Below are 21055 nucleotides of genomic sequence, written 5' to 3'. Positions count from 1 at the left end.
ACACACAGTACCCGAGCGTGTCCCAGGCCGCTCCCCCGGCTGGAAATTGGGGTCTCTGGCGCTGAAACAACCATTGGATACCGTCCCGACAGACGGCAACGCGATAAACACCGTAGCGAAAGAGTTCACCGCTGTAGTTCTCAGCAGTTTCCCGATGATCGGTTCGCGAAAGAGGGCCAGTGTGCGGCTCCCTGTCGTGACCGGCATTGATCGACTTGGAAATGAACATTTCAGCCATGCTCAATCCGTCCTTTCCGCACGATCACCCGTTCCACCGAGTGGCTCAGGGGCGACCAGTAGTACCGGCGTTCGTTTTGTCTTGTCGGCACAGGGCATCCTGTGGCATCAACTGGACTTGCTAGGGTGGCAGTTGATGTCACTGGAAAAGCCCCATCTCCACGCTTGGAGTTGGGGTTTTTCATTATGCAGCCTCGTTGTTGGGATCGGTGCGCCGGGCCGTCAGCCAGGCGTTCAGATCGGCGCCGTGATAGGCGATCCGCCGACCTATGCGGATAAAGGCCGGACCACACATGCGGTGGCGCTATTGAGCCAGCTTTTCGCGGTTTCCCAGCAATTGCATTTCAGGGTCTTCTGGGAAATAGACCCGGTCGTCATTGAAGACGTTTGCCATCGTTGAAATCCTCTTGGATCAGTTGCGATGGCACTAAATTGGAACCATTTTCCCCTAACGAGCTAGTCGGGGAAAAATGAAAAGTTTGGCCCCAGTCTTCCCCCTATTTTTTCCCGGGGGGATTCGACGCCGCGTCGCGCCAGTCTCGAAGTGTTTTAGGTGAAGGCCGCTGCCCGGTCTGGTTCTCTAGTCGGTTTTGGACTTGCGTCCAAGACAACGATCCTTTGTCGTTCCCCATCGCGGCGAAGGCGGCTCTTGCTTTTTCCAATGATGGTCTGCCTCGTTTAGAGGTTGGTCTTTTCTCCCGATTGAATGCCACCAAGGACAAGCAATCCTGTGCCGTTTTTGGTATATCATCCTCTACAACGCACAGGCTCCAACCTTCAAACGATCTGACCCTCTCAGCAATTGGCAGAACATAGTCGGGATCAATCAGGTCGTTCTCGATCAAAAATTCTTTGGAAAATCTGTCCCAGCTTTTCGCAGAAATTAGGTACGTTGGGTACTCCAAGAAAATCCACTGAGAGTCGTGGTTGTTTCTAATAAATTCTGGGAACTCCTCTGCCTCATAATTCAAGTCGAGGAGCTCAAGGAACAGATTAGAGCCCACAATTTTTTTTTACCACTCGGCGAACAAAGATAAAATCGGTCCGTTCCAAACAAAAACAACTTGAAAACGTCTTCTATAACGTATTCGAAGGCTGACGCACCAAAGTGCGTCGGCGCCGGAGACACGGAACCATCAGGTTCTCTCCGGTCGCGAAGATAGGGTACCCCGTCTACATCTTCGTATTCGTACCCTAGTTCCCTACAAATCTCATGAAAGACGTTTCTGTTTTCCCAATAGGAGAGTATTTCACCAAACTTCCCTCTTAATTCGAGTAAGCTAACTGTGCCGATCGGGCTGAACATCAGTTCGAAGCCCTTTCTGTGCGCTCACATACGTAATTGCACCAAGTATTCATCATTTCCCGTCGCCTTTCTAACAAATCCGTTCGCGCGTAGGCCCGCTCCACGTCTGACCCAACCTGATGGGCCAAGGCCGCCTCTGCCAGTTCGCGTGGTGCACCTGCAGCTTCCGCCGCCCAATCTCGAAACGAGCTGCGAAAGCCATGCACGGTAACGCCATCCTGTCGCATCCGGCGCAGCAGCATCAGCATGGACATGTTTGACAGGGGCTGATGCCGCTTCTGCCCCTCGAACACATAGTCAGAGGCCAGCGCGCGCAGCGGTTCCAGAATGGCCAGCATTTCGTCGGTGAGAGGCACGCGATGGACCTGACCACCTTTCATGCGCTCCGCTGGTATGGTCCACAGGCGCGCATCGACATCAACCTCGGGCCACTTCATCTCTAGCACCTCTGAGGTTCGGCAGGCGGTCAGAATGGTGAACTGCAGCGCCTTGGCGGCCATGGCTGAACGGGTCTGTAGCTCGGCATAGAATGCGGACACTTCCTGCCACGGCATCGCGTCATGGTGCTGGACCTTGGCTTTGACGGTTGGCAGCACTTTACCTTCGCGGATAGCGGTCACCGGGTTCTCGCCCGAGCGGAAGCCCTTGGACTTTGCCACATCGAGCACCGTCTTGATCCGCTGCGACAGTCGCTTTGCGGTTTCGTGTTTCTCGGTCCAGATGGGGGACAGGCACATCAACACTTCGGGCTGATCAATGCTGTCGACTGGCATGCGCCCGATCTTTGGGAACGCATAGTCGCGCAAGGTGTTGAGCCATTGCTGGCCGTGTTTGGCATTCTTCCATGTTGGCAGGCGGTCAATGTGAACTTGTCGGCTGAGTTCCTCAAAGGTCGGGATTTCACGCTGGGCGTTGAAACGCGGGTTCAGCCCGGACTTTGCCATGCGTCGATATTCGAGGGCTCTTTCTCGAGCCTGGTTTAGTGTGACGACATCAGCGCCACCTAACCCGAAATCCGTGCGCAGCGGAGCGCCCTTGCGGTTCTTCTGTCCTTTGACCGTTACACGCACGATCCAGCGCCGTGCACCCGATGGATCAACAACAAGGTACAAGCCAGAGCCGTCACCATGCCGACCAGGGCCAAGATTCTCAACCAGCTTCTTTGTCAGCTTCCCGCCGAGTGCGGACATGAAAATACCACAAAATATACCACTCAATGAAAGCATACTTGTGCTATCGGATAAAATCCAATGAAACCCACCAGCGTGGCTATGGCCATAAAACACAGAGGTTTATACAACCTAGTGCGTCTCACCAAGATTTTGGAATATCACCAAGTGGCGGACCGAGGAGGATTCGAACCCCCGACCCCTTGATTCGTAGTCAAGTACTCTATCCAGCTGAGCTATCGGTCCGCGTTGGTGAGGCGCTATTTAGACCCGGCACGGTGGACGTGCAAGTCGATTCTGTAAAAAATCCTCAAAAAGTCTCGTCTCCGCGGGGCAGCCTTATTTCAAAGGTCGTTCCATCGGGTCCGGTGTCTTTCAGCACCAGATCCCCGCCATGGCCGCGCACCAGTTCCTGCGAAATTGCAAGACCTAGGCCAGATCCGCCTTTACGCACACCACCCTCAAACGGGGTGAACAGGTTTTCACGCGCTTTGGGCGGCAGGCCGGGTCCTGTATCGCTGACTTCGATGCACCAGGTGCTCTCCAGCTCGCACCCCACGATGACGATCCGACCCGGTTTTCCAGAGGCGACCAGCGCCTGTCGCGCATTGCGGACAAGGTTCATGATGACTCGGTACAATTGCTCAGGGTCGGCACGCGCGACCAAGTCGTCCGGTACTTCGTTCACAATCTCGACACAGGCATCGGCCACCGCCAATTGCTCGCTTGCAGCCACGTCCGCAGCAATTTCGCGAACCTTGACCATGTACAGTGTCGGTGCGGGTTCTTCTGCACGGCCAAAAGCCAGTGTGCTTTCGCACAGGGAAACCGCTCGGGTGATCGAGTTGACCAGCTTCGGCGCCATGCGTTTGACCAACGGATCATCGCTCGCCTCAATCCGGTCTGTAAAAAGCTGCGCCGACGTCAGAATATTCCGCAAATCGTGGCTGACCTTAGCCACGGCACCACCCAATTGTGCCAATCGTTCGCGCTGTTTCAACGCCTGTGTCAGGTCCGTTTGCAACATCTGCAAGGCTTCTTCCGCCTCCCGCAGCTCGGTCACTTTCGAACTTGGCGAGATGATGCCACGCGCATCCTCGGGCGCGCTAGCATAGCGCTGCATATAGCCGACAACACTTTTGATCGGACGAACAAGAACAATACGTACTGCGAGAAACAACAACGACGCCGTTATGATCGAGATCACGAATGACAGGCCAAGGATTCGAAGACCATAGTCCACCATCGCCATCCGCAAGGGCGCGCTTTCCATGGTCACTTCGATCAACAAACCAGCCCGTTTGACAGGTTCGCCGATCACACGGATAACTTCGTTTTCGACGGTGAATATCCGGGTCATCGCGTCACGGATCAGAATCCAGGGGCCTGCATCCCGCAGATCGTAAGTATTGGTGATCTGCTCAGGGATGGGTGAGGACAGCATCAACTGCCGAACCTCATCACGCCTGAGCACGACATTATAAACACCCGCGTTTTCCAGCAGTTCGGCCTCAAGCTCATCGGCAAGCATGTCGTCGGCCAATAGCGCCAGAGATGCGATCTGTGCGCGCTCCAGCCGGTTTAGCAGAAAGTCTTCCCGGAAGCGCGCGATTGACGGGACAAAGATCAGGATTTCGGCCAGCATCACGAAGACCGTCGTCAAGATCAGGAAACGGCCCGACAGAGAGTTCAATTGACGCTCCTTCTTTGTGTCAGGGAATCCAGCGCTGGACGAACCTGACCACACGTTTAACTGTCTGATTCTCAAACAGCCTCGGCGAGAAATAAGCACCCGCGACGCGTTTGTTAAGCTCTCCGATCGTCGGATAAGGCGAAACCATCGCGGCGATCTGACCCATCTTGAGATTATTGGCCAGCGCCAGAGACCACAAGTTGATCAACTCTCCGGCCTGATGTCCCACGATTGTTGCACCAACCGGGCGGCCTTTGACGACCATCACCTTGATGAAACCCTTGGTCTTTCGTTCAGAAATCGCGCGGTCATTATGGTGATAGTCAAACCGGGCAATTTCCATCGCCTCACCATGTTGTTCGCGGGCTTGCACCTCTGTCAAACCGACCTGAGCGAGTTCCGGGTCGGTATAGGTTGCCCAAGGAATATGCGCTGTTTTGGCTTTTGAGGGCAGTCCGAACAAAGCTGACCGAATAATGATGCCAGCATGATACCCTGCAACATGAGTAAATTGCAGCCCACCTGCGACATCGCCAATCGCATAAACCTTGCGGTTGGTCGTGCGTAGAGCGTCGTCAACCTGGATACCGGTGCGTGTTCGGTCGATACCAGCAGCCTCAAGGTTCAGACGATCCACATTCGCCTTGCGCCCGGCAGCCATCAACAGATGGGTGCCTGAAATGATATCGCCGTTCTCAGTCACAACTTCGATCTTACCGTCCTCACCACGTATCTGAGCGACCATGGCTTGCTCGCGGATATCGATGCCTTCTGCCCTCAAGGTGTCCACAACCACGGCCGCAGCCTCAGGGTCATCCTTGCTCAGCGCCTTCATGCCTTCGATCACTGTAACTTTGCAGCCAAACCGGATATGCGCTTGCGCCATTTCCATGCCGATAGGCCCTCCACCGATGATCAGCAGATGGTCCGGTTTGTCGCGCAGATCGAAAACGGTCTCGTTGGTATAATACGGCACATTTTCCAAACCGGGGATCGGAGGGACCAACGGAATTGACCCGGTCGCAATCACAACACGGCGCGCGGTGATCACGGTGTCCCCGGCCTGCACCTCGGTTGGCGACAGGAAGGTGCCAAACTCTCGGATGACTGTCACGCCAAAGCCCTCGAACCGCTCCTGACTGTCCATCGGCTCGATCTGAGAGATTACATCATGAACGTGATCTTTCGCTGCACCATAGTCGACCTGAGGCACAACATTCGCCACTCCAAACGACGTGGCGTGCCCCTGCGCGTGAGCCGCTTTACCACTTGCGATCAGCGCCTTTGACGGGACGCAGCCAAAGTTCAGGCAGTCACCACCCATCTTGTGGCCTTCCAGCAGGATCACGTCGGCCCCCATCTGTGCAGCTCCTGCGGCAACTGACAACCCGCCCGATCCGGCTCCGATCACCAGGATATCCGTCTTCACTTTCTTCATGCGTTCAGGTGTCCTTTTTGCCGCGCAGGGCTTTGATCACAATTGGCAACGCGGCCAGCACACAAAGACCGATGATCGGGCCGATCACAAACGGTTCCCACAAAAGGGATACATCAGGCGTTTCACCCCGATCAAACACACCGCCCAGCCCGACGCCGATCCACGTGTACACGATCCCGCCCGGAATAATCCCCAGCGCTGTGGTGATCAGGAAGTTACGAAACTTTACGCCGACCAATGCGGGCACCAGATTGGCGACAAAGAAAGGCACAACTGGAACCAGCCGCAAGAGGAACAGCACAGAAATCTCGTTCTCGCGCAGCCCGTCTTTCAGCTTTTTGACCGTGCCTTCCGAGGATTCGAACCGCGCGGTCAGTGATTCACCCAAACCCCAACGGGCGGCCAGGAAAATCGCCGATGCGCCAATCGTCGCCGCGAAAACGTTGAAAACCGTTCCCGCGAACAAGCCAAACAGGAAGCCACCGGTCATAGAAGCCACGGCTGCACCGGGCAAGGAGAAGGCCACAATCACGATGTAGATTGCGATAAAGGCACCGGCCATGGCCCAGTAATTTGCATCCCGCCATGCCAGAAGCGCCTCACGATTATCGCGCAAGGTCTCAAAGCTGAGGTAATCGCCAAGCGTGAAGAGCCCCAGCGCTGCGACCGTAAGGATCACCAGCAGTGGAATATGGCGCGCAACGCCGCTGCGCGGGGGCTGGGTCGTTTCACTCATAGGCTCATCCGGCTTGATCTGTTTCATTCTGACCCCAACATGCGTTGCCCGACCGCCAAACGACAGGTCCCTCACGCGGCCTTGAACTATGTGGCAGGGAATGTGAGAGTTTCGGGTGCAAAACCAGGAATCTGAAACCTTTTCGACGGCCCGGTTACAGAATTGTTGCAAAAGGCGTCAAAACCCCTGTCTTGGGGTTTGACTTACCCCCCGCTTAGCAGTAGAGGACGGGCTTCGAACACTAGGGCCAGGCGAATCCGCGCCGCACCCACCGCTATAGATTGGAGACGGAGCGATGAAACGCACCTATCAGCCTTCGAACCTGGTTCGCAAACGCCGCCACGGTTTCCGCGCGCGCATGGCCACCAAGGCCGGCCGTAAAATCCTGAACGCGCGCCGCGCACGTGGCCGCAAGTCGCTGAGCGCGTAAACCGCTCGACCTGTCAGGTACTGAACATGACGCCGCCGGAGGCCCCTGAGGTTGGTAAGAACCACCCCCGGGAAAAGCCCCCGGCGGCTTCTGTTTGCGCGCCAGTATCTTTGACTGCACTTAAGAACCGGCCTGATTTCCTGAAAGCCGCGCGCGCGCGCAGGCAAGGCACATCGTCGATGATGGTACAGGCCCGCAAGCGCGCGCCGGACGAAGCACCCGGTATTCGGGTTGGGTTCACCTGTTCCAAGAAAGTTGGCAACGCTGTCGCCCGAAACCGCGCCAAACGGCGCTTGCGCGAAGCAGCGCGTGCCATTCTGCCCACCCGAGGTCATGACGGGTGGGACTATGTGCTGATCGGACGCGCCGATGTCACCGGGTCCTGCCCCTATGACTCTCTGCTGAACGATCTGAAATACGCGCTGCGCAAAATCCATGGCACGGGCAAATGACCTTTCTGGCTCATATCATCGCCCTGCCCGTCCGGGCGTATCGGTTGATCTTTAGCCCCTGGGTTGGCTTCAACTGCCGCTATCAACCCACTTGTTCTACCTATGCGCTGGAAGCGCTGGAAAAGCACGGGGCGATTAAGGGGGCATGGCTGGCCGCGCGCAGAATCGGGCGGTGCCATCCCTGGGGCGGCGACGGGTACGATCCGGTTCCAGAGTGCCAGGCGTGTAAAGACAAAACCTGATGCTCAAAACCTGGCATTTATCTTGCCGGGGTGCCTCAAACTCTTTAGGGCAGGTCCATGTTTGACGAAGCAGATGATATCCACCCGCTTTTCGCTGGCGCGCCCTCGACCACCGAGTTCAAGAAACTACGCAAGCGTATTGTGCGCCAGACCCGTGAAGCCATTGAACACTACGGGATGGTGAACCCCTCTGCCCATGACAAGGACGGCAAGCCGCCCCGGTGGCTGGTCTGCCTGTCCGGAGGCAAAGACAGCTACACCCTGCTTGCAGTTCTTTATGAGTTGAAATGGCGCGGCCTGCTGCCCGTCGATCTGCTGGCCTGCAATCTGGATCAGGGGCAACCCGGTTTTCCCGCCACCGTCCTGCCTGAATTTTTGGAACGCATGGATGTACCCCACCGGATCGAATATCAGGATACCTATTCGATCGTAGTCGATAAAGTCCCGCAAGGCCGTACATATTGCGCGCTGTGTTCTCGCCTGCGTCGCGGCAACCTGTATCGCATCGCACGCGAAGAAGGGTGTTCAGCCGTTGTGCTGGGCCATCACCGTGACGATATTTTGGAAACCTTCTTCATGAACCTGTTCCATGGCGGTCGTTTGGCCACTATGCCGCCCAAGCTGGTCAATGAAGAGGGTGATTTGTTCGTCTTTCGCCCACTGGCCCATGTGGCCGAAGCGGATTGCGAGAAATTTGCCAATGCAATGCGCTACCCGATCATCCCCTGCGATCTGTGCGGCAGTCAGGACGGGTTGCAACGCCAACAGGTCAAACAAATTCTCGATCAATGGGAAAAGAACAGCCCCGGTCGGCGGCAGGTCATGTTCCGCGCCCTGACTAATGCCCGACCGTCGCACCTGCTGGACCCCAAACTGTTCGATTTTGCAGGGCTTTCTTTGGATCCGGACAAAAAACCCGAAGATTTGGGTGAAATTCCGCATCTGCGTTAACGGCTGACTCAGATTGGTTTCATACGGTCGGGGCCTGTGATCATCTCTCAGGGCCTGGAAACCGATGCGGAACCTACCTTCTTTTGACCGTCTGTCGCGTAGCCTCGCGTCGCTGCTGAACTCCCCATCTGCTCTCGCCTTCATTCCCGCACTCAGCCTTGGTGCGTTCTGGATCGGGGGTGAACGTGCGCTTGTCGCCGCCGCTTTGGGCCTGCCGTTGATCGCCGCGGCAGTCGGCCGGTTTGGGTCAAAGGCTGGTGGGACGTTTGGAACTCACCAAGCAGGTGGTCTTCTCACCAACGACCGCTTCGATGCAGAGTTGGAGGCGGTCTTTCAAGGTTCAAAACAAAGCGGGGAAATGTCCGCTTGTATTGCCATTGCGCTCGACGATTACACACAGCTTCTTGACCTGCATGGCGAGGCCGCGACGAACCTGATATCGGAGCAGGTCTGCAATCGCATTCTCTCGGTCATTCGCAGCCAGGACTTTGTAACCCGGTTGGCAGGCAACAGGATTCTGATTGCTCTGCGCCCAGCGCAGCACCTGGATCTTGAGGCCTGTATACAAATGGCGGGGCGCATTCAGTCAGCCATCGAAGATCCGATACCGCTGAACGGCACCGGCATCTATGTCTCGTGCTCCATAGGGTTCTGCCTCAGTTCAGGCGAACCTAACGGGACCCCGGAAATGTGGAAGGACGCCGCCAACAACGCCTTGATCGAGGCGCAACAGAATGGCCCATCCACGATTCGCGCCTATTCGTCGGATACACGCCGCCGGTCGCGCATTCGTACCAATCTGAAAAAAGAGTTCGAGACCGCGCTGAACAGCGGCGAAATCCGCCCATGGTTTCAGCCTCAAATCTCTACCGATACCGGCAAGGTCACCGGGTTTGAAGCGCTGGCAAGATGGGAGCATCCGCAAAAAGGCGTATTGGGCCCGCACGTGTTTCTGCCCTTTGCGGAACAGGCCGAGATGATGGAACGTTTCGGACAGACCATCCGCCATCATGCGTTCAAAGCCATGCGTGACTGGGATCGGGCCGGAGTAATCGTGCCGCGGATCGGCATTAATTTCTCATCGGATGAGCTGCGAGACCCCGGCCTGATCGATCGCTTAAAATGGGAGATGGATCAATTCGACCTCACCCCAGACAGGCTGGCGGTTGAAATTCTGGAAACTGTTTTTTCCCGCAGACCCGATGACGTAATCACGCGGAATGTCACCAGCATGGCCGCGCTTGGATGCTGTATTGATCTGGACGATTTTGGCACCGGACATGCCTCAATCGCGTCGATCAAGCGGTTTCAGGTCTCCCGGATCAAGATCGACCGGTCCTTTGTTGCCAAATCCGATCAAGACCCAAGCCAGCAACAGCTTGCAAGCGCGATCCTGACCATGGCGGAGCGCCTGAAGGTTGAAACCCTGGCCGAAGGTGTGGAAACCCCAGGGGAACACGCCTTGATGGCACAGCTTGGTTGCAACCATGTTCAGGGCTTTGGCATTGGGAAACCCATGCCGTTCGAGAAAACACTGGATTGGATTGCCGCGCATCGCAACAAGGTCAACGGTGTTCCGAAGATTGGCCGGCAAACGGGATCACAAGGCGGATTTTAAGCCCTATATGGATGATCCGTGACGAATTGACAGCCGATTCCGCTTGACCTTTGGGCCTGCACTCTGTTGAACCCTGCGGGTGTCTTTCACTGCTCAAGGTGGCTGTCCCAGATGGACGATCAGAATAAGAACCTCATCCTCGCAACCGCGCTCAGCTTTCTGGTGATCCTGGTCTGGTTCGTGCTGTTTCCCCCGCCGGAGCCAAGCACTGTGGCAGAGGATGCTGAGATCGCGGCAATAGATGAGGCCGAGATTCAGACGCCCAGCGCAACTGCAAGTGGCACCGTAGGTGAAGCTACCGCCGCCGCCGAAGACACACTGCCCGAAGAACAGGCCCCGCGCGTCGAAATCGACACGCCCCGCCTAAAAGGCAGCCTGTCACTGTCGGGCGGACGTATCGATGAGCTGTTCCTGAAAGACTACAAAGTCTCGATCGAAGAAGACGCACCGATTGTCGAGCTGCTGTCGCCGGTTGGGTCAAACTCTGCCTACTACGCGCTGTATGGCTGGGCGCCGGGCGCGGGCGTTTCGGGCGAAGACGTCCCCGGCCCCAACACCTTGTGGACACTGGAACAGGGTGAAACCCTGAGCCCGGACAGCCCGGTAACGTTGGCGTGGGAGAACGGCAACGGGCTGACCTTCCGCCGCACCATTTCTGTCGACGACAACTACATGTTCTCGGTGACCCAATCCGTCGAAAACGCCACCGCGTCCGAAGTCAGCATGGCCCCCTACGGCATTCTGGCGCGCCATGGCATTGGCGAGGATGGCGATCTGCCGGGCTTGAAAAACTTCTTCATCCTGCATGAAGGGGCCATGGTCATGGCCGATGGCGTGCTGGATGAGATCGACTACGGCGATGTGCGCGATTTCGACATCGATCCGAACGAACGCGCGCAGGCCGAAGTTTTTCAGGTGAAAGAGGGTGGTTGGGTTGGTTTCACAGACCACTACTGGATGACAACCCTGATCCCTGCCGAAGGCGCGACGTTCAAGGCCGCTGCAAAATACGACGCTCGGCGCAAAATCTACCAGACCGAGACGGTGCTGCCCACAATCGCAGTCGCACCAGGCGCGACCGAACAGACCACAACGCGGTTGTTTGCTGGTGCAAAAGAGTGGGAAACCATTCGCGAGTACCAAGCCGAAGGTGTTCAGAAATTCATCGAAAGCATCGATTGGGGTTGGTTTGCCTTCCTGACCAAACCGATCTTCTGGCTGCTGCACAATATCAACCTGCTGATCGGAAATATGGGCTGGTCGATCATCAGCCTGACGCTGATCATCAAGGCGATCCTGTTCCCGCTGGCGTTCAAATCCTATGTCTCAATGGCGAAGATGAAGGAATTGCAACCGCAGATGGAGGCCCTGAAAGAGGCCGCAGGCGACGACCGTCAGAAGATGCAGCAGGGCATGATGGAGCTGTATAAGAAGGAAAAGGTGAACCCGGCTGCCGGCTGTCTGCCGATCCTGATGCAGATCCCTATCTTCTTCTCGCTCTATAAGGTGATCTTTGTCACCATCGAACTGCGGCAGGCCCCATGGTTCGGCCCGTTCCAAGACCTCAGCGCGCCGGACCCAACCTCGATCTTCAACTTCTTTGGTCTCCTGCCTTGGGCCGCACCTGCGCCCGAAAGCCTTATGGCACTGGTCTTCATTGGCATCCTGCCGTTGCTACTGGGTATCTCGATGTGGATGCAGCAGAAACTGAACCCGGCCCCAACCGACCCGACCCAAGCGATGATCTTTGCCTGGATGCCATGGGTCTTCATGTTCATGCTCGGCGGGTTTGCCAGTGGTCTGGTCGTCTACTGGATCGCGAACAACACCATAACCTTCACGCAGCAATATCTGATCATGCGCAGCCAGGGATATACGCCAGATGTGTTCGGCAATATCAAATCGGGCTTCAAGCGAACGCCAAAGACGGATGACAAATGACCGGCACCGTAACCTGCATATGGCGACACCCCATCAAAAGCCATGGGCGGGAGAGCCTGACTGATGTGACATTGACCCCCGGGCAGACCATGCCCGGGGATCGCGTTTGGGCAGTCGTGCATGAAGCCTCAAAGGCCGATGGATCAAAATGGGTGCCCTGCGCCAATTTCAGCCGTGGATCAAAAGCGCCCAGCCTGATGGCAATATCGGCTCAGCTTGAAGGGGAAACCCTCACCCTCAGCCATCCCGACAGGCCCGATCTGCGCTTTGATCCGGAGAACGAACAAGACGTGTTTCTGGACTGGGTGAAGCCTTTGATGCCCGCTGACCGAGCGGCTTCGGCACGGATCATTCGTGTTCCCGGTCGTGGTATGACCGACAGTGACTACCCCTCAATCAGCCTGTGCAACATGGCCTCGCACCGTGCAGTTTCGCAGAAGCTGGCGCAGGATTTATCGATTGCACGCTGGCGCGGCAATATCTGGTTCGATGGTCTGCCCCTGTGGGAAGAATTCGATTGGCTGGGCAAGGACGTTCAGATTGGCGAAGCCGTGCTGCATGTGCGCGAACGGATCGTGCGCTGTATGGCAACTACTGCCAATCCTGAAACTGGCGAGCGGGATGCAGACACGCTGGGCGCATTGAACAGCTGGGATCATCAGGATTTCGGCGTCTATGCCGAGGTGATCAAAGGCGGCAGGATCAGCCTGGATGACAAGGTTCAGGTGCTATGACCGCCCTGCCCTTTCCCCTAACCGAAGACCCAGATGAAATTTCGCTGGAGCGCGGGCGCAAGCTGTTTGCAGGCCCGTCGGAATTCGTCAAAGGCGTCGTGGCCATGAACGGCCTGCCTGCCCCTGACAGGCTCGAGGTCTGTTTTGCCGGGCGGTCTAACGTCGGCAAATCCAGCCTGATCAACGCGCTGACCGGGACCAAGGGTTTGGCACGCGCCTCAAACACCCCCGGCCGCACGCAAGAGATCAACTTTTTCACCCAAGGACCCGAGCTGTATCTGGTCGACCTTCCCGGCTATGGCTACGCGAACGCACCGATCAAAGCGGTTGAGAAATGGCAGCGGCTGCTCAAACAATATCTGAGCGGGCGACAAACCCTGCGCCGGGCCTTTGTGCTAATCGATTCACGCCACGGGGTAAAACCCGTCGATGATGAGATCATGAAACTGCTGGACACAAGCGCGGTGACTTTTCAATGCGTGATGACCAAGGCCGATAAGGTCAAAGCACAAGATCGGGAAAAGGTTCTGGATCAGGTCCGCACGGCCCTGTCCAAACATCCCGCAGCCTACCCCGAGATTGTGCTGACCTCGTCCGAGAAGGGTGACGGTATCCCAACACTCCGCTCTATAATTGCACATCTCGAATGACCCTGATCCTGCGTGCCATAGGCGCTCTGACGGTACTCGCAGTGCTGACAACCGGCGCAATCCCGCAAGGTTGGATGCCAGCGCAGGACATTGACGGCAAGATCCTGCTGGTGCTCTGCACCGGAGAAGGCACGGTTGAACAATGGGTCGACCTGGACACGGATGAACCGGTTCATGACGATAGCGACACGCGGACAATGTGCCCCTTTGCTGGGCTGACAGCTGGCGTAGATATCCTCGGGATCACCATGATCGTTCCGGCAGACTTCCACATTCAGTCTCGCTGGGATCATTCGGACTTCACCCATCGCAGCGCTGGTTTCTACACGCGCTACGACGCCCGCGGGCCACCCCAAATCTCCTGAAACAGCAAACACTTGTTCACCCTGCGTGCCACGCATGCGGGGCATGTCTGCATATGGAGATTTTCTAATGGCAATCGATAGCCAAAATCCGGGCACGGCCCAAGCGCAGGATACAATTGCGCAAAAATTTTACTTCGCTGCATGGCGGTGGCACTTCTACGCCGGGATTTTCGTGATCCCATTCCTCATCATATTGGCCGTGACCGGTTTGATGATGATGTTTATCACTCAGTTTGACGGACGTGACGGCGAAAAGATCGGCGTCACGATTGACGGCAACGCCCTGCCCGTCTCGCAACAGGCCGAGGTCGCGCTGAATGAAATGCCCGGTCAGGTCGTGGAATGGATCGGTCCCAAGGCAGAAAATCTGGCCACCGTGTTCCGCATCAAGACCGAAGCTGGGCACCGTATGGTTGCCGTCGACCCCTATGCCGGTCAGGTGATCGAGGTCTGGGACCGCCGCGCGGGTTGGTACGATTTGGCGGACAATATCCATTCAACCCTTTTGATCGGCACCACAGGCGACCGTATCCTTGAAATTGCTGCGGGTCTAAGTTTGGTTCTGGTCTTTACCGGCCTTTATCTGTGGTGGCCTCGTGGCAATACACTGGCCGCCCTTGTCCCGAACCTGAAGGCGCGCGGTCGTGCGCTTTGGAAGTCACTGCACGCCATGGTTGGCTTTTGGATGTCGTTTCTGCTGATCGTATTCCTGATCTCGGGCCTATCTTGGGCCGGGGTCTGGGGAGGCATGATTGTCCAACCCTGGAGCAGTTTCCCCGCCGAGAAATGGGACAACGTTCCGCTATCGGACGACACCCACGCCAGCATGAACCATGGGCATCAGAACGATGTCCCTTGGGTGTTAGAACAGACCCCAATGCCCGCCTCGGGTTCGGATGTGGGGATCACAGGCGTGCCAGAGGGCGCAAGCGTCGATATCGACGCATTGGTCGAACTCGGCACGGCTCTGGGCATGGCAGGGCGGTTCCGGGTGGCCTATCCCAGCGGGGAAGCGGGGGTTTGGACGCTGAACCGTGACAGCATGAGCAGTGACTCAACTGACCCGGTGAACGATCGAACCGTACATGTGGATCAGTACACAGGCAAAATCCTGGCCGATGTGCAGTATGCGGACTATTCGCTGATGGGCAAGGCCATGGCTGTTGGCATCCCGTTGCATATGGGGTTGATGGGCATTTGGAACTTTGTTCTGAACCTGGTTTTCTGCCTATCAGTGATCTTTGTCTGCGTCTCGGGCGTGGTGATGTGGGTTAAGCGACGTCCGCAAAAAGCCGGCCGTTTGGCCGCTCCACCCATGCCGGCAGAACTGCCCTTTTGGAAAGGTGCTGTTCTGATCGGGTTGTTCACGGCCATGGCTTTCCCATTGGTTGGTTTGACCCTAATGGCCGTTCTTGCCTTTGACTTGCTCATCCTCAGCAACATTCCCGCGATGAAACGCGCGATGAGCTGAGCTGAACACGGGCCGCGCCAAGCCGGCGCGGCCTCAGATTGCAGCAATTGCCCGGTATGGTCTTGGCAGCCCGGTCCAAACGCCCTAACAGGGTGGATCAAAGGACTGACAGCCAATGAAGACACGAGACATGAACCGGGACTGGATCGCCACTGCTGCAACCCTAAATAGCGCCTTGCCCTATTTGCAGCGCTATGACGGCGCCATCGTTGTTATCAAGCTGGGCGGTCACGCCATGGGCAGCGACGAAGCGATGGAGAGCTTTGCACGCGATGTTGTGCTGATGCGTCAGGTAGGTGTGAACCCGGTCGTCGTGCATGGCGGTGGGCCAATGATCAACGCGATGCTGAAGCAGCTGGATATCCAATCGGATTTCGTGAATGGTAAACGTGTCACGGACAAAGCCACTGTTGAGGTGGTTGAGATGGTCCTGTCTGGCCTGGTCAACAAACGCATCGTTCAAGCGATCAACCGTCAGGGCGGCACCGCAGTGGGCCTGTCGGGCAAGGACGCCAACCTGATGACTTGCGAGCAGACAGATGCCTCACTGGGCTTTGTCGGCACCCCATCCGAGATGAACCCGAAGGTCCTGCACGACCTGTTCTCGCATGATGTGATCCCGGTCATCGCACCGCTGGGCGCTGGCACGGACGGAGAGACATTCAACGTCAATGGCGATACAGCTGCCGGGGCTATCGCCTCTGCCCTGAAAGCGGATCGCCTGTTGCTGCTGACCGACGTATCTGGTGTTAAAAACGCGGCCGGTGACGTGGTCACCGAGTTGAAAGCCGGTCAAATCCGCGAAATGACCCGCGAAGGCACGATTGCAGGCGGTATGATCCCCAAAACCGAAACGGCGCTAGACGCTTTGCACAGTGGCGTTCGCGCGGTGGTCATTCTGGATGGGCGCGCACCTAATGCGGTGCTGCTGGAGCTGTTCACCGAACACGGTGCCGGGTCTTTGATCCGGCCCGATTGATCTGAGCGCGGAGGGGATATGACAGACCAGGCACACTCCGCAGAGGTCACATATGAACGCGTTGAACACGCGGCGCAGCAGGTCAGCCTGATTGTCATGGGCGCACTGCATCCGCATATGACCGACGCAAAGCAGCTTGAAGGGGGAACGTTGATCCTGCTGGGCGCGGGGCCAGAGTTCTGGCCAACGCTCAAAGCTGCGCCGGAATGGCAGGGCGACGATCCGGTAGACAGTTGGTCTCTACGCGTGATTGGGCAATTGGCGCAGCAGATGCAGGCACAGGCACATTTCCCATTCGGTGGCCCGCCCTATGCCCCATTCATCGATTGGGCACTGAAATCCGGGCGAACCTTCAGTAGCCCTGTTGGCGCCTTGGTTCATGATACTATGGGCATGATGATCTCATTTCGCGGCGCGCTGCATTTTGTGCAGGAGTTTGACATCCCCAAAGCCGAAGGGACATCTCCTTGCACCACCTGCCCTGCGCCTTGCGCGCAAACCTGCCCGGTGGGGGCCTTGAACGATCAAACCTTTTACAATGTGGATGCGTGCCACCAACACCTTTCCACCCCTGAAGGCCAGACCTGTATGACAGGTGGCTGTCTTGCGCGGCTGTCCTGCCCGATCAATGCCGGGGCCAAGCGCGACCCGGAACAATCCGCCCATCATATGAAGGCATTTCACCCGTCATGACCTTGACGCTGATCCTGACCCGCCATGCAAAATCCAGTTGGGACAGCCCAATGCTGCCGGATCACGACAGGTCCTTGAACAAACGTGGACGTAAATCCGCACCGGCAATCGCCGAATGGCTGCGCAGCAATGGCTGGGTGCCGGATGAGGTGCTTTGTTCCACCGCAGCTCGTACGCGCGAAACCTGGGACCGGATGGGGCTGCAAGCTGATACGGTGCGTTTTCTGCGCACGCTCTATCACGCGAGCCCGGAGGATATGCTAGACGCGCTATCCGGGGCCACCGAGCCCACCGTTCTGATGCTAGGGCACAACCCCGGCATTGCCGACTTTGCCAACCGCATAACTCGCCAGCCAGCGGATCACCCGCGCTTCTACGACTACCCAACCTGTGCGACGACAGTGATCCGCTTTGAAAGCGATGACTGGGCGCAAGTGAATTGGAACAGCGGGTTGGTTCTGGGCTTTATGATCCCGCGCGAGCTTCTGGCATGAAAAAAGGCGGGGTCAAACCCCGCCTTCTCTATTCGTTTCTCTGGGATCAGTGCCCCAGAATCTGGCTCAGGAACAGCTTGGTCCGTTCGCTCTGCGGATTGTTGAAGAACTCTTCCGGTTCATTCTGCTCAACAATCTGGCCAGCATCCATAAAGATCACGCGGTTGGCGACCTGACGGGCAAAGCCCATCTCGTGGGTCACGCACAGCATGGTCATGCCTTCTTCGGCCAGCTCGATCATGGTGTCTAGCACCTCTTTGATCATCTCAGGGTCAAGCGCCGATGTCGGTTCATCGAACAACATGATCCGTGGCATCATGCAGAGCGAGCGTGCAATCGCCACACGCTGCTGCTGACCTCCTGAAAGCTGACCGGGATATTTCAGCGCCTGATCGGGGATCTTCACCTTCTCAAGGAAATGCATCGCGCGCTCTTCGGCCTCTTTCTTGGGCGTCTTACGCACCCAGATCGGAGCCAGCGTGCAGTTTTCCAGAATGGTCAGGTGCGGGAACAGGTTGAAGTGCTGGAACACCATGCCAACCTCGGACCGGATTTTGTCGATGTTTTTCAGGTCATTCGACAGTTCGATCCCGTCCACCACGATCTTGCCCTGCTGGTGTTCCTCCAGCGCGTTCAGGCAGCGGATCAGGGTGGATTTGCCCGAACCGGACGGGCCCGCGATTACGATCCGCTCGCCTTGGTTGACGGTCAGATTGATGTCACGCAGTACGTGGAAAGACCCGTACCACTTATTCATGCCGTTGATTTCGATGGCGACTTCGTCGCTCACCTGCATCTTCGAGCGGTCGATTTCGCGTTCTACTGCAAGTTCAGACATGTGTTGAACTCCTTAACGATGATCTGTGGCAAGGCGACGCTCGAGCCACTGAGAATATTGAGAGATGCCGTAACAGACGACGAAGAACAGAAGCGCGGCAAAGCCCAGAAGCTCCCAATAGACGCCGTTCCATTCGGTCGACGCCAGGATGGGCCCCCGGATCATGCCCACCAGGTCGAACATCGAGATGACCGAAACCAGTGTGGTGTCCTTGAACAGACCAACGGCCACGTTCACGATACCGGGGATCGAGATCTTCAGAGCCTGCGGCAGGATGATCAGACGCATCGCCTGAGGGTAATCCAAACCAAGGCTGTCTGCTGCCTCGTACTGTCCGCGTGGAAGCGCTGCCAGACCGCCGCGGATCACCTCGGCGATGTAGGCGGCTGAGAACATGGTGATCATGATCACAACGCGCAGGAACAGATCGACCGTGCTGTCAGGCGGGAAGAAGTAGGCCAGCATCACCGAAGCCACAAACAGCAGCGTGATCAGAGGCACGCCACGGATAAACTCGATGAAGATGACACAGACCCACTTGATCAGCGGCATATCGGACTGACGGCCCAGCGCCAAGGCAATGCCCAGCGGCACCGACAGGGACACGCAGGTTACGCCCAGCATCATATTCAGCATGAAGCCACCCAGATCGCGGCTAGGCACATAGGTCAGCCAAGCATCCTCTGACGCCCCTTCCGGGATCAGAGCCCCGCCCACGTTCCAGACGACCAACGCGACAACGATGGCGCCAAAGAATCCAGCGGCAAAGCTGTTCTTACCGAACTTCTGGAACACGGCGCCAGCGGCCACACAGCCGACCAATGCCACCAACGGGGCCAGGATCGTACCGCCCCAGATCAGCCAGAAGGCAATGAAGGGATAGAGGCCGGTAAAGATCAGCATCTTGCGCGGCAGGTCGAAGAACAGCACAGGCGCGAATGCAACCAGCATCAGCACAAACGCCAGATTTGGGCGCCAATAGGCATCAGCAGGGTATTTGAACCCATAGATCAGCTGCGGCCAGCGTTCCGTCAGAACGGCGAAACACGCCCCTGTCTTACCCGCCAGAATCTCCCGGCATTCGGCCAGAGAGTTCGCGTTCCAGACTCCGTTCAGGATCCACGGCAGAGTGTTCTTCAGCAACAAGTAGATCAGGATCAGCGACAGAACGGTCAGGACTGTGTTTGCAACACCCGAGAACAGGTTATCCCGCAGCCATTTGACGGCGCCGGTTTGGTTGGCCGGAGGTGGCGATTCAGGAATATTCCCGTCTGCCACGAAAGCGATCGGATTTGTTGATTGATCAGCCATGGCTCAGCGCTCCTTCAACTTGACGGATGCGTTGTAGAGGTTCATCACCATCGAGATCAGCAACGAGGCTGTCAGGTAGAACAGCATCAGCAGCAGAACGCACTCGATCGCGCGACCTGTCTGGTTCAGCGTGATACCGCCCAAGGTTGCGGTGATATCCGCGTAACCCACGGCAATCGCCAGCGACGAGTTCTTGGTGATGTTGAGGTACTGCGAAATCAGCGGCGGGATGATCACCCGTAAGGCCTGAGGCAGAACCACAAGGTTCATGATCCGACCCGGGCGCAAACCCAGTGCCGCTGCGGCCTCGGTCTGGCCTTTGTTGATCGCCTGAATACCCGCCCGCACGTTTTCGGCGATGAAGGCACCGGTGTAGATCGACAAGGCAAACCATAGGGCGATCAGCGGACCACCAACTTTGATACCGCCACTGAAGTTAAAGCCCTTGAGCTCTGGAATATTCCAGGTCAGCCCCATCAGGACCATCAGAACCACAAAAGGAACAAGCCAAACGCCCAGTTTCACCAGAAGCGTCTGCGGTCGTTCACCTGTTTGTTCCTGCTTCAACGCCGCGCGTTTTTCAATCTCACGTGAGGCAAACCAGGACCCGACAAGGCCCGCTATCACCAGAAGCCAGCTTAGCAATGTTGAGCCAAACAACGCATTCGTGAATTCCGGCCGCGGAACATAGACACCCCGGTTGGTGAAGGCAAACGCGTCAAACAGCATCGTCGACGTTGGATCTTCACCCCGGAAGGCGCGTGGCCCCGGCAGCACGGCTGTCATGATGGTGAAAATGATGATGATCCAGATCAGAACCGGAATGTTCCGGAAAATCTCGACATACACCGCCATCAGTTTTGAAACGAGCCAGTTGTTGGACAGGCGCAAAACACCCGCGATCACACCGAATACCGTGGCCGTGATACAGGCCAGAAAGGCCACCAGCAGCGTGTTCAGGATCCCAACGACAGCAGCACGGCCATGCGAGGCCTGGCTGTCATATTCGATCAGACGCTGGTTGATGTCATACCCGGCGGCATCGCCAAGGAACGTGTATGAGATATTGAGCCCTGCGGCCCGAAGGTTCTGGATCAGGTTGTTGCCCAGATACCAAATGGATAGCGCAATAGCGATGGCCGCAATCACCTGGAATGTGAGTGATCTGTAGCGGGTATCGTTAATGAGCATCGACAACCGAAAATCAGCTTTCGGTGGGTCAGTCATAGTCGACATATATGGAATCCCCGTGGCTTGCGGACTTTTAACCCCGGCGAGGTATTCCCCGCTCTGCAGCGTCCGCAGCA

Annotated in this window: 21 protein-coding genes and 1 tRNA gene; 14 read left to right on the top strand and 8 right to left on the bottom strand. The window is 56.9% G+C overall.

Going from position 1 to position 21055, the window contains the following annotated elements; translation table 11 throughout:
• Positions 1–73 precede the first annotated feature (73 nt).
• The gene (locus tag ACR0KG_RS03185) at positions 74–637 is read left to right on the top strand and encodes a hypothetical protein (RefSeq protein WP_480826453.1); all 564 of its coding nucleotides are present in this window, start codon (positions 74–76) and stop codon (positions 635–637) included.
• Between the two features lie 905 nt (positions 638–1542).
• On the opposite strand, the gene ACR0KG_RS03180 is transcribed toward ACR0KG_RS03185, so the two are convergent.
• The 5 genes from ACR0KG_RS03180 to ACR0KG_RS03160 all read right to left on the bottom strand — a co-directional run bounded on the left by ACR0KG_RS03180 (position 1543) and on the right by ACR0KG_RS03160 (position 6579).
• Positions 1543–2733 carry a tyrosine-type recombinase/integrase gene (locus ACR0KG_RS03180; protein ID WP_480551579.1) on the bottom strand — a complete coding sequence of 397 codons (1191 nt, stop codon included), beginning with the start codon at positions 2731–2733 and terminating at the stop codon, positions 1543–1545.
• A 148-nt stretch (positions 2734–2881) separates the two neighbouring features.
• Positions 2882–2958: transfer RNA gene (locus tag ACR0KG_RS03175), tRNA-Arg, on the bottom strand.
• A 64-nt stretch (positions 2959–3022) separates the two neighbouring features.
• Entirely contained in the window at positions 3023–4405 is a 1383-nt protein-coding gene (locus ACR0KG_RS03170; protein WP_480551581.1) for an ATP-binding protein, read from the bottom strand.
• Between the two features lie 19 nt (positions 4406–4424).
• Positions 4425–5843, bottom strand: a complete 1419-nt coding sequence (locus tag ACR0KG_RS03165; RefSeq protein ID WP_480826452.1) for a dihydrolipoyl dehydrogenase family protein — start codon at positions 5841–5843, stop codon at positions 4425–4427.
• A 4-nt stretch (positions 5844–5847) separates the two neighbouring features.
• Positions 5848–6579 (bottom strand): TVP38/TMEM64 family protein, encoded by a 732-nt coding sequence (locus tag ACR0KG_RS03160; protein WP_480827323.1) that lies wholly within the window; start codon positions 6577–6579, stop codon positions 5848–5850.
• Positions 6580–6874: 295 nt separating this feature from the next.
• Here ACR0KG_RS03160 and rpmH point away from each other — a divergent pair, with 295 nt between their 5' ends.
• The 13 genes from rpmH (at position 6875) to ACR0KG_RS03095 (ending at position 17599) form a co-directional block, all read left to right on the top strand.
• Positions 6875–7009, top strand: a complete 135-nt coding sequence (gene rpmH, locus ACR0KG_RS03155) for a 50S ribosomal protein L34 (protein ID WP_005980833.1) — start codon at positions 6875–6877, stop codon at positions 7007–7009.
• 26 nt (positions 7010–7035) lie between these two features.
• Complete coding sequence (gene rnpA, locus ACR0KG_RS03150) at positions 7036–7461, top strand: ribonuclease P protein component (protein WP_480545353.1); 426 nt, start codon at positions 7036–7038, stop codon at positions 7459–7461.
• Positions 7458–7703, top strand: coding sequence for a membrane protein insertion efficiency factor YidD (yidD, locus tag ACR0KG_RS03145; RefSeq protein WP_480826451.1), 246 nt, complete (start codon positions 7458–7460; stop codon positions 7701–7703). Before rnpA ends, yidD begins: the two co-directional genes overlap by 4 nt.
• A 57-nt stretch (positions 7704–7760) precedes the next feature.
• Positions 7761–8654 (top strand): tRNA 2-thiocytidine(32) synthetase TtcA, encoded by an 894-nt coding sequence (ttcA, locus tag ACR0KG_RS03140; protein WP_480501777.1) that lies wholly within the window; start codon positions 7761–7763, stop codon positions 8652–8654.
• A 64-nt stretch (positions 8655–8718) separates the two neighbouring features.
• Entirely contained in the window at positions 8719–10272 is a 1554-nt protein-coding gene (locus tag ACR0KG_RS03135; protein WP_480551585.1) for a putative bifunctional diguanylate cyclase/phosphodiesterase, read from the top strand.
• A gap of 111 nt (positions 10273–10383) precedes the next feature.
• Positions 10384–12213 carry a membrane protein insertase YidC gene (yidC, locus tag ACR0KG_RS03130; RefSeq protein WP_480826449.1) on the top strand — a complete coding sequence of 610 codons (1830 nt, stop codon included), beginning with the start codon at positions 10384–10386 and terminating at the stop codon, positions 12211–12213.
• Positions 12210–12947 (top strand): MOSC domain-containing protein, encoded by a 738-nt coding sequence (locus ACR0KG_RS03125; protein ID WP_480826447.1) that lies wholly within the window; start codon positions 12210–12212, stop codon positions 12945–12947. The genes yidC and ACR0KG_RS03125 overlap by 4 nt, the downstream gene beginning before the upstream one ends.
• Entirely contained in the window at positions 12944–13597 is a 654-nt protein-coding gene (yihA, locus tag ACR0KG_RS03120; protein WP_480826446.1) for a ribosome biogenesis GTP-binding protein YihA/YsxC, read from the top strand. The genes ACR0KG_RS03125 and yihA overlap by 4 nt, the downstream gene beginning before the upstream one ends.
• On the top strand, positions 13594–13962 hold the full coding sequence (locus ACR0KG_RS03115; RefSeq protein WP_480826445.1) for a DUF2946 domain-containing protein: 369 nt from the start codon (positions 13594–13596) through the stop codon (positions 13960–13962). The genes yihA and ACR0KG_RS03115 overlap by 4 nt, the downstream gene beginning before the upstream one ends.
• 67 nt (positions 13963–14029) lie before the next feature.
• Positions 14030–15433, top strand: coding sequence for a PepSY-associated TM helix domain-containing protein (locus ACR0KG_RS03110; RefSeq protein ID WP_480826444.1), 1404 nt, complete (start codon positions 14030–14032; stop codon positions 15431–15433).
• A gap of 115 nt (positions 15434–15548) precedes the next feature.
• On the top strand, positions 15549–16412 hold the full coding sequence (gene argB, locus ACR0KG_RS03105) for an acetylglutamate kinase (RefSeq protein WP_480826442.1): 864 nt from the start codon (positions 15549–15551) through the stop codon (positions 16410–16412).
• 18 nt (positions 16413–16430) lie between these two features.
• Complete coding sequence (locus ACR0KG_RS03100) at positions 16431–17105, top strand: ferredoxin (protein ID WP_480545372.1); 675 nt, start codon at positions 16431–16433, stop codon at positions 17103–17105.
• Positions 17102–17599, top strand: coding sequence for a SixA phosphatase family protein (locus ACR0KG_RS03095; protein WP_480826441.1), 498 nt, complete (start codon positions 17102–17104; stop codon positions 17597–17599). The genes ACR0KG_RS03100 and ACR0KG_RS03095 overlap by 4 nt, the downstream gene beginning before the upstream one ends.
• A 46-nt stretch (positions 17600–17645) precedes the next feature.
• Here the strand turns inward: ACR0KG_RS03095 and ACR0KG_RS03090 are convergent, their stop codons facing one another.
• From ACR0KG_RS03090 to ACR0KG_RS03080, 3 genes are read right to left on the bottom strand one after another with little or no spacing between them, the layout of a single operon-like run.
• Complete coding sequence (locus ACR0KG_RS03090; protein WP_280922860.1) at positions 17646–18437, bottom strand: amino acid ABC transporter ATP-binding protein; 792 nt, start codon at positions 18435–18437, stop codon at positions 17646–17648.
• Between the two features lie 12 nt (positions 18438–18449).
• Positions 18450–19748, bottom strand: a complete 1299-nt coding sequence (locus ACR0KG_RS03085; RefSeq protein WP_480545376.1) for an amino acid ABC transporter permease — start codon at positions 19746–19748, stop codon at positions 18450–18452.
• Between the two features lie 3 nt (positions 19749–19751).
• Positions 19752–20984 carry an amino acid ABC transporter permease gene (locus ACR0KG_RS03080; protein ID WP_353010789.1) on the bottom strand — a complete coding sequence of 411 codons (1233 nt, stop codon included), beginning with the start codon at positions 20982–20984 and terminating at the stop codon, positions 19752–19754.
• Between the last annotated feature and the right edge of the window lie 71 nt (positions 20985–21055).

It is taken from the genome of Ruegeria sp. H4, from assembly GCF_056533065.1.
This window is presented reverse-complemented; position numbering and strand designations above follow the sequence as displayed.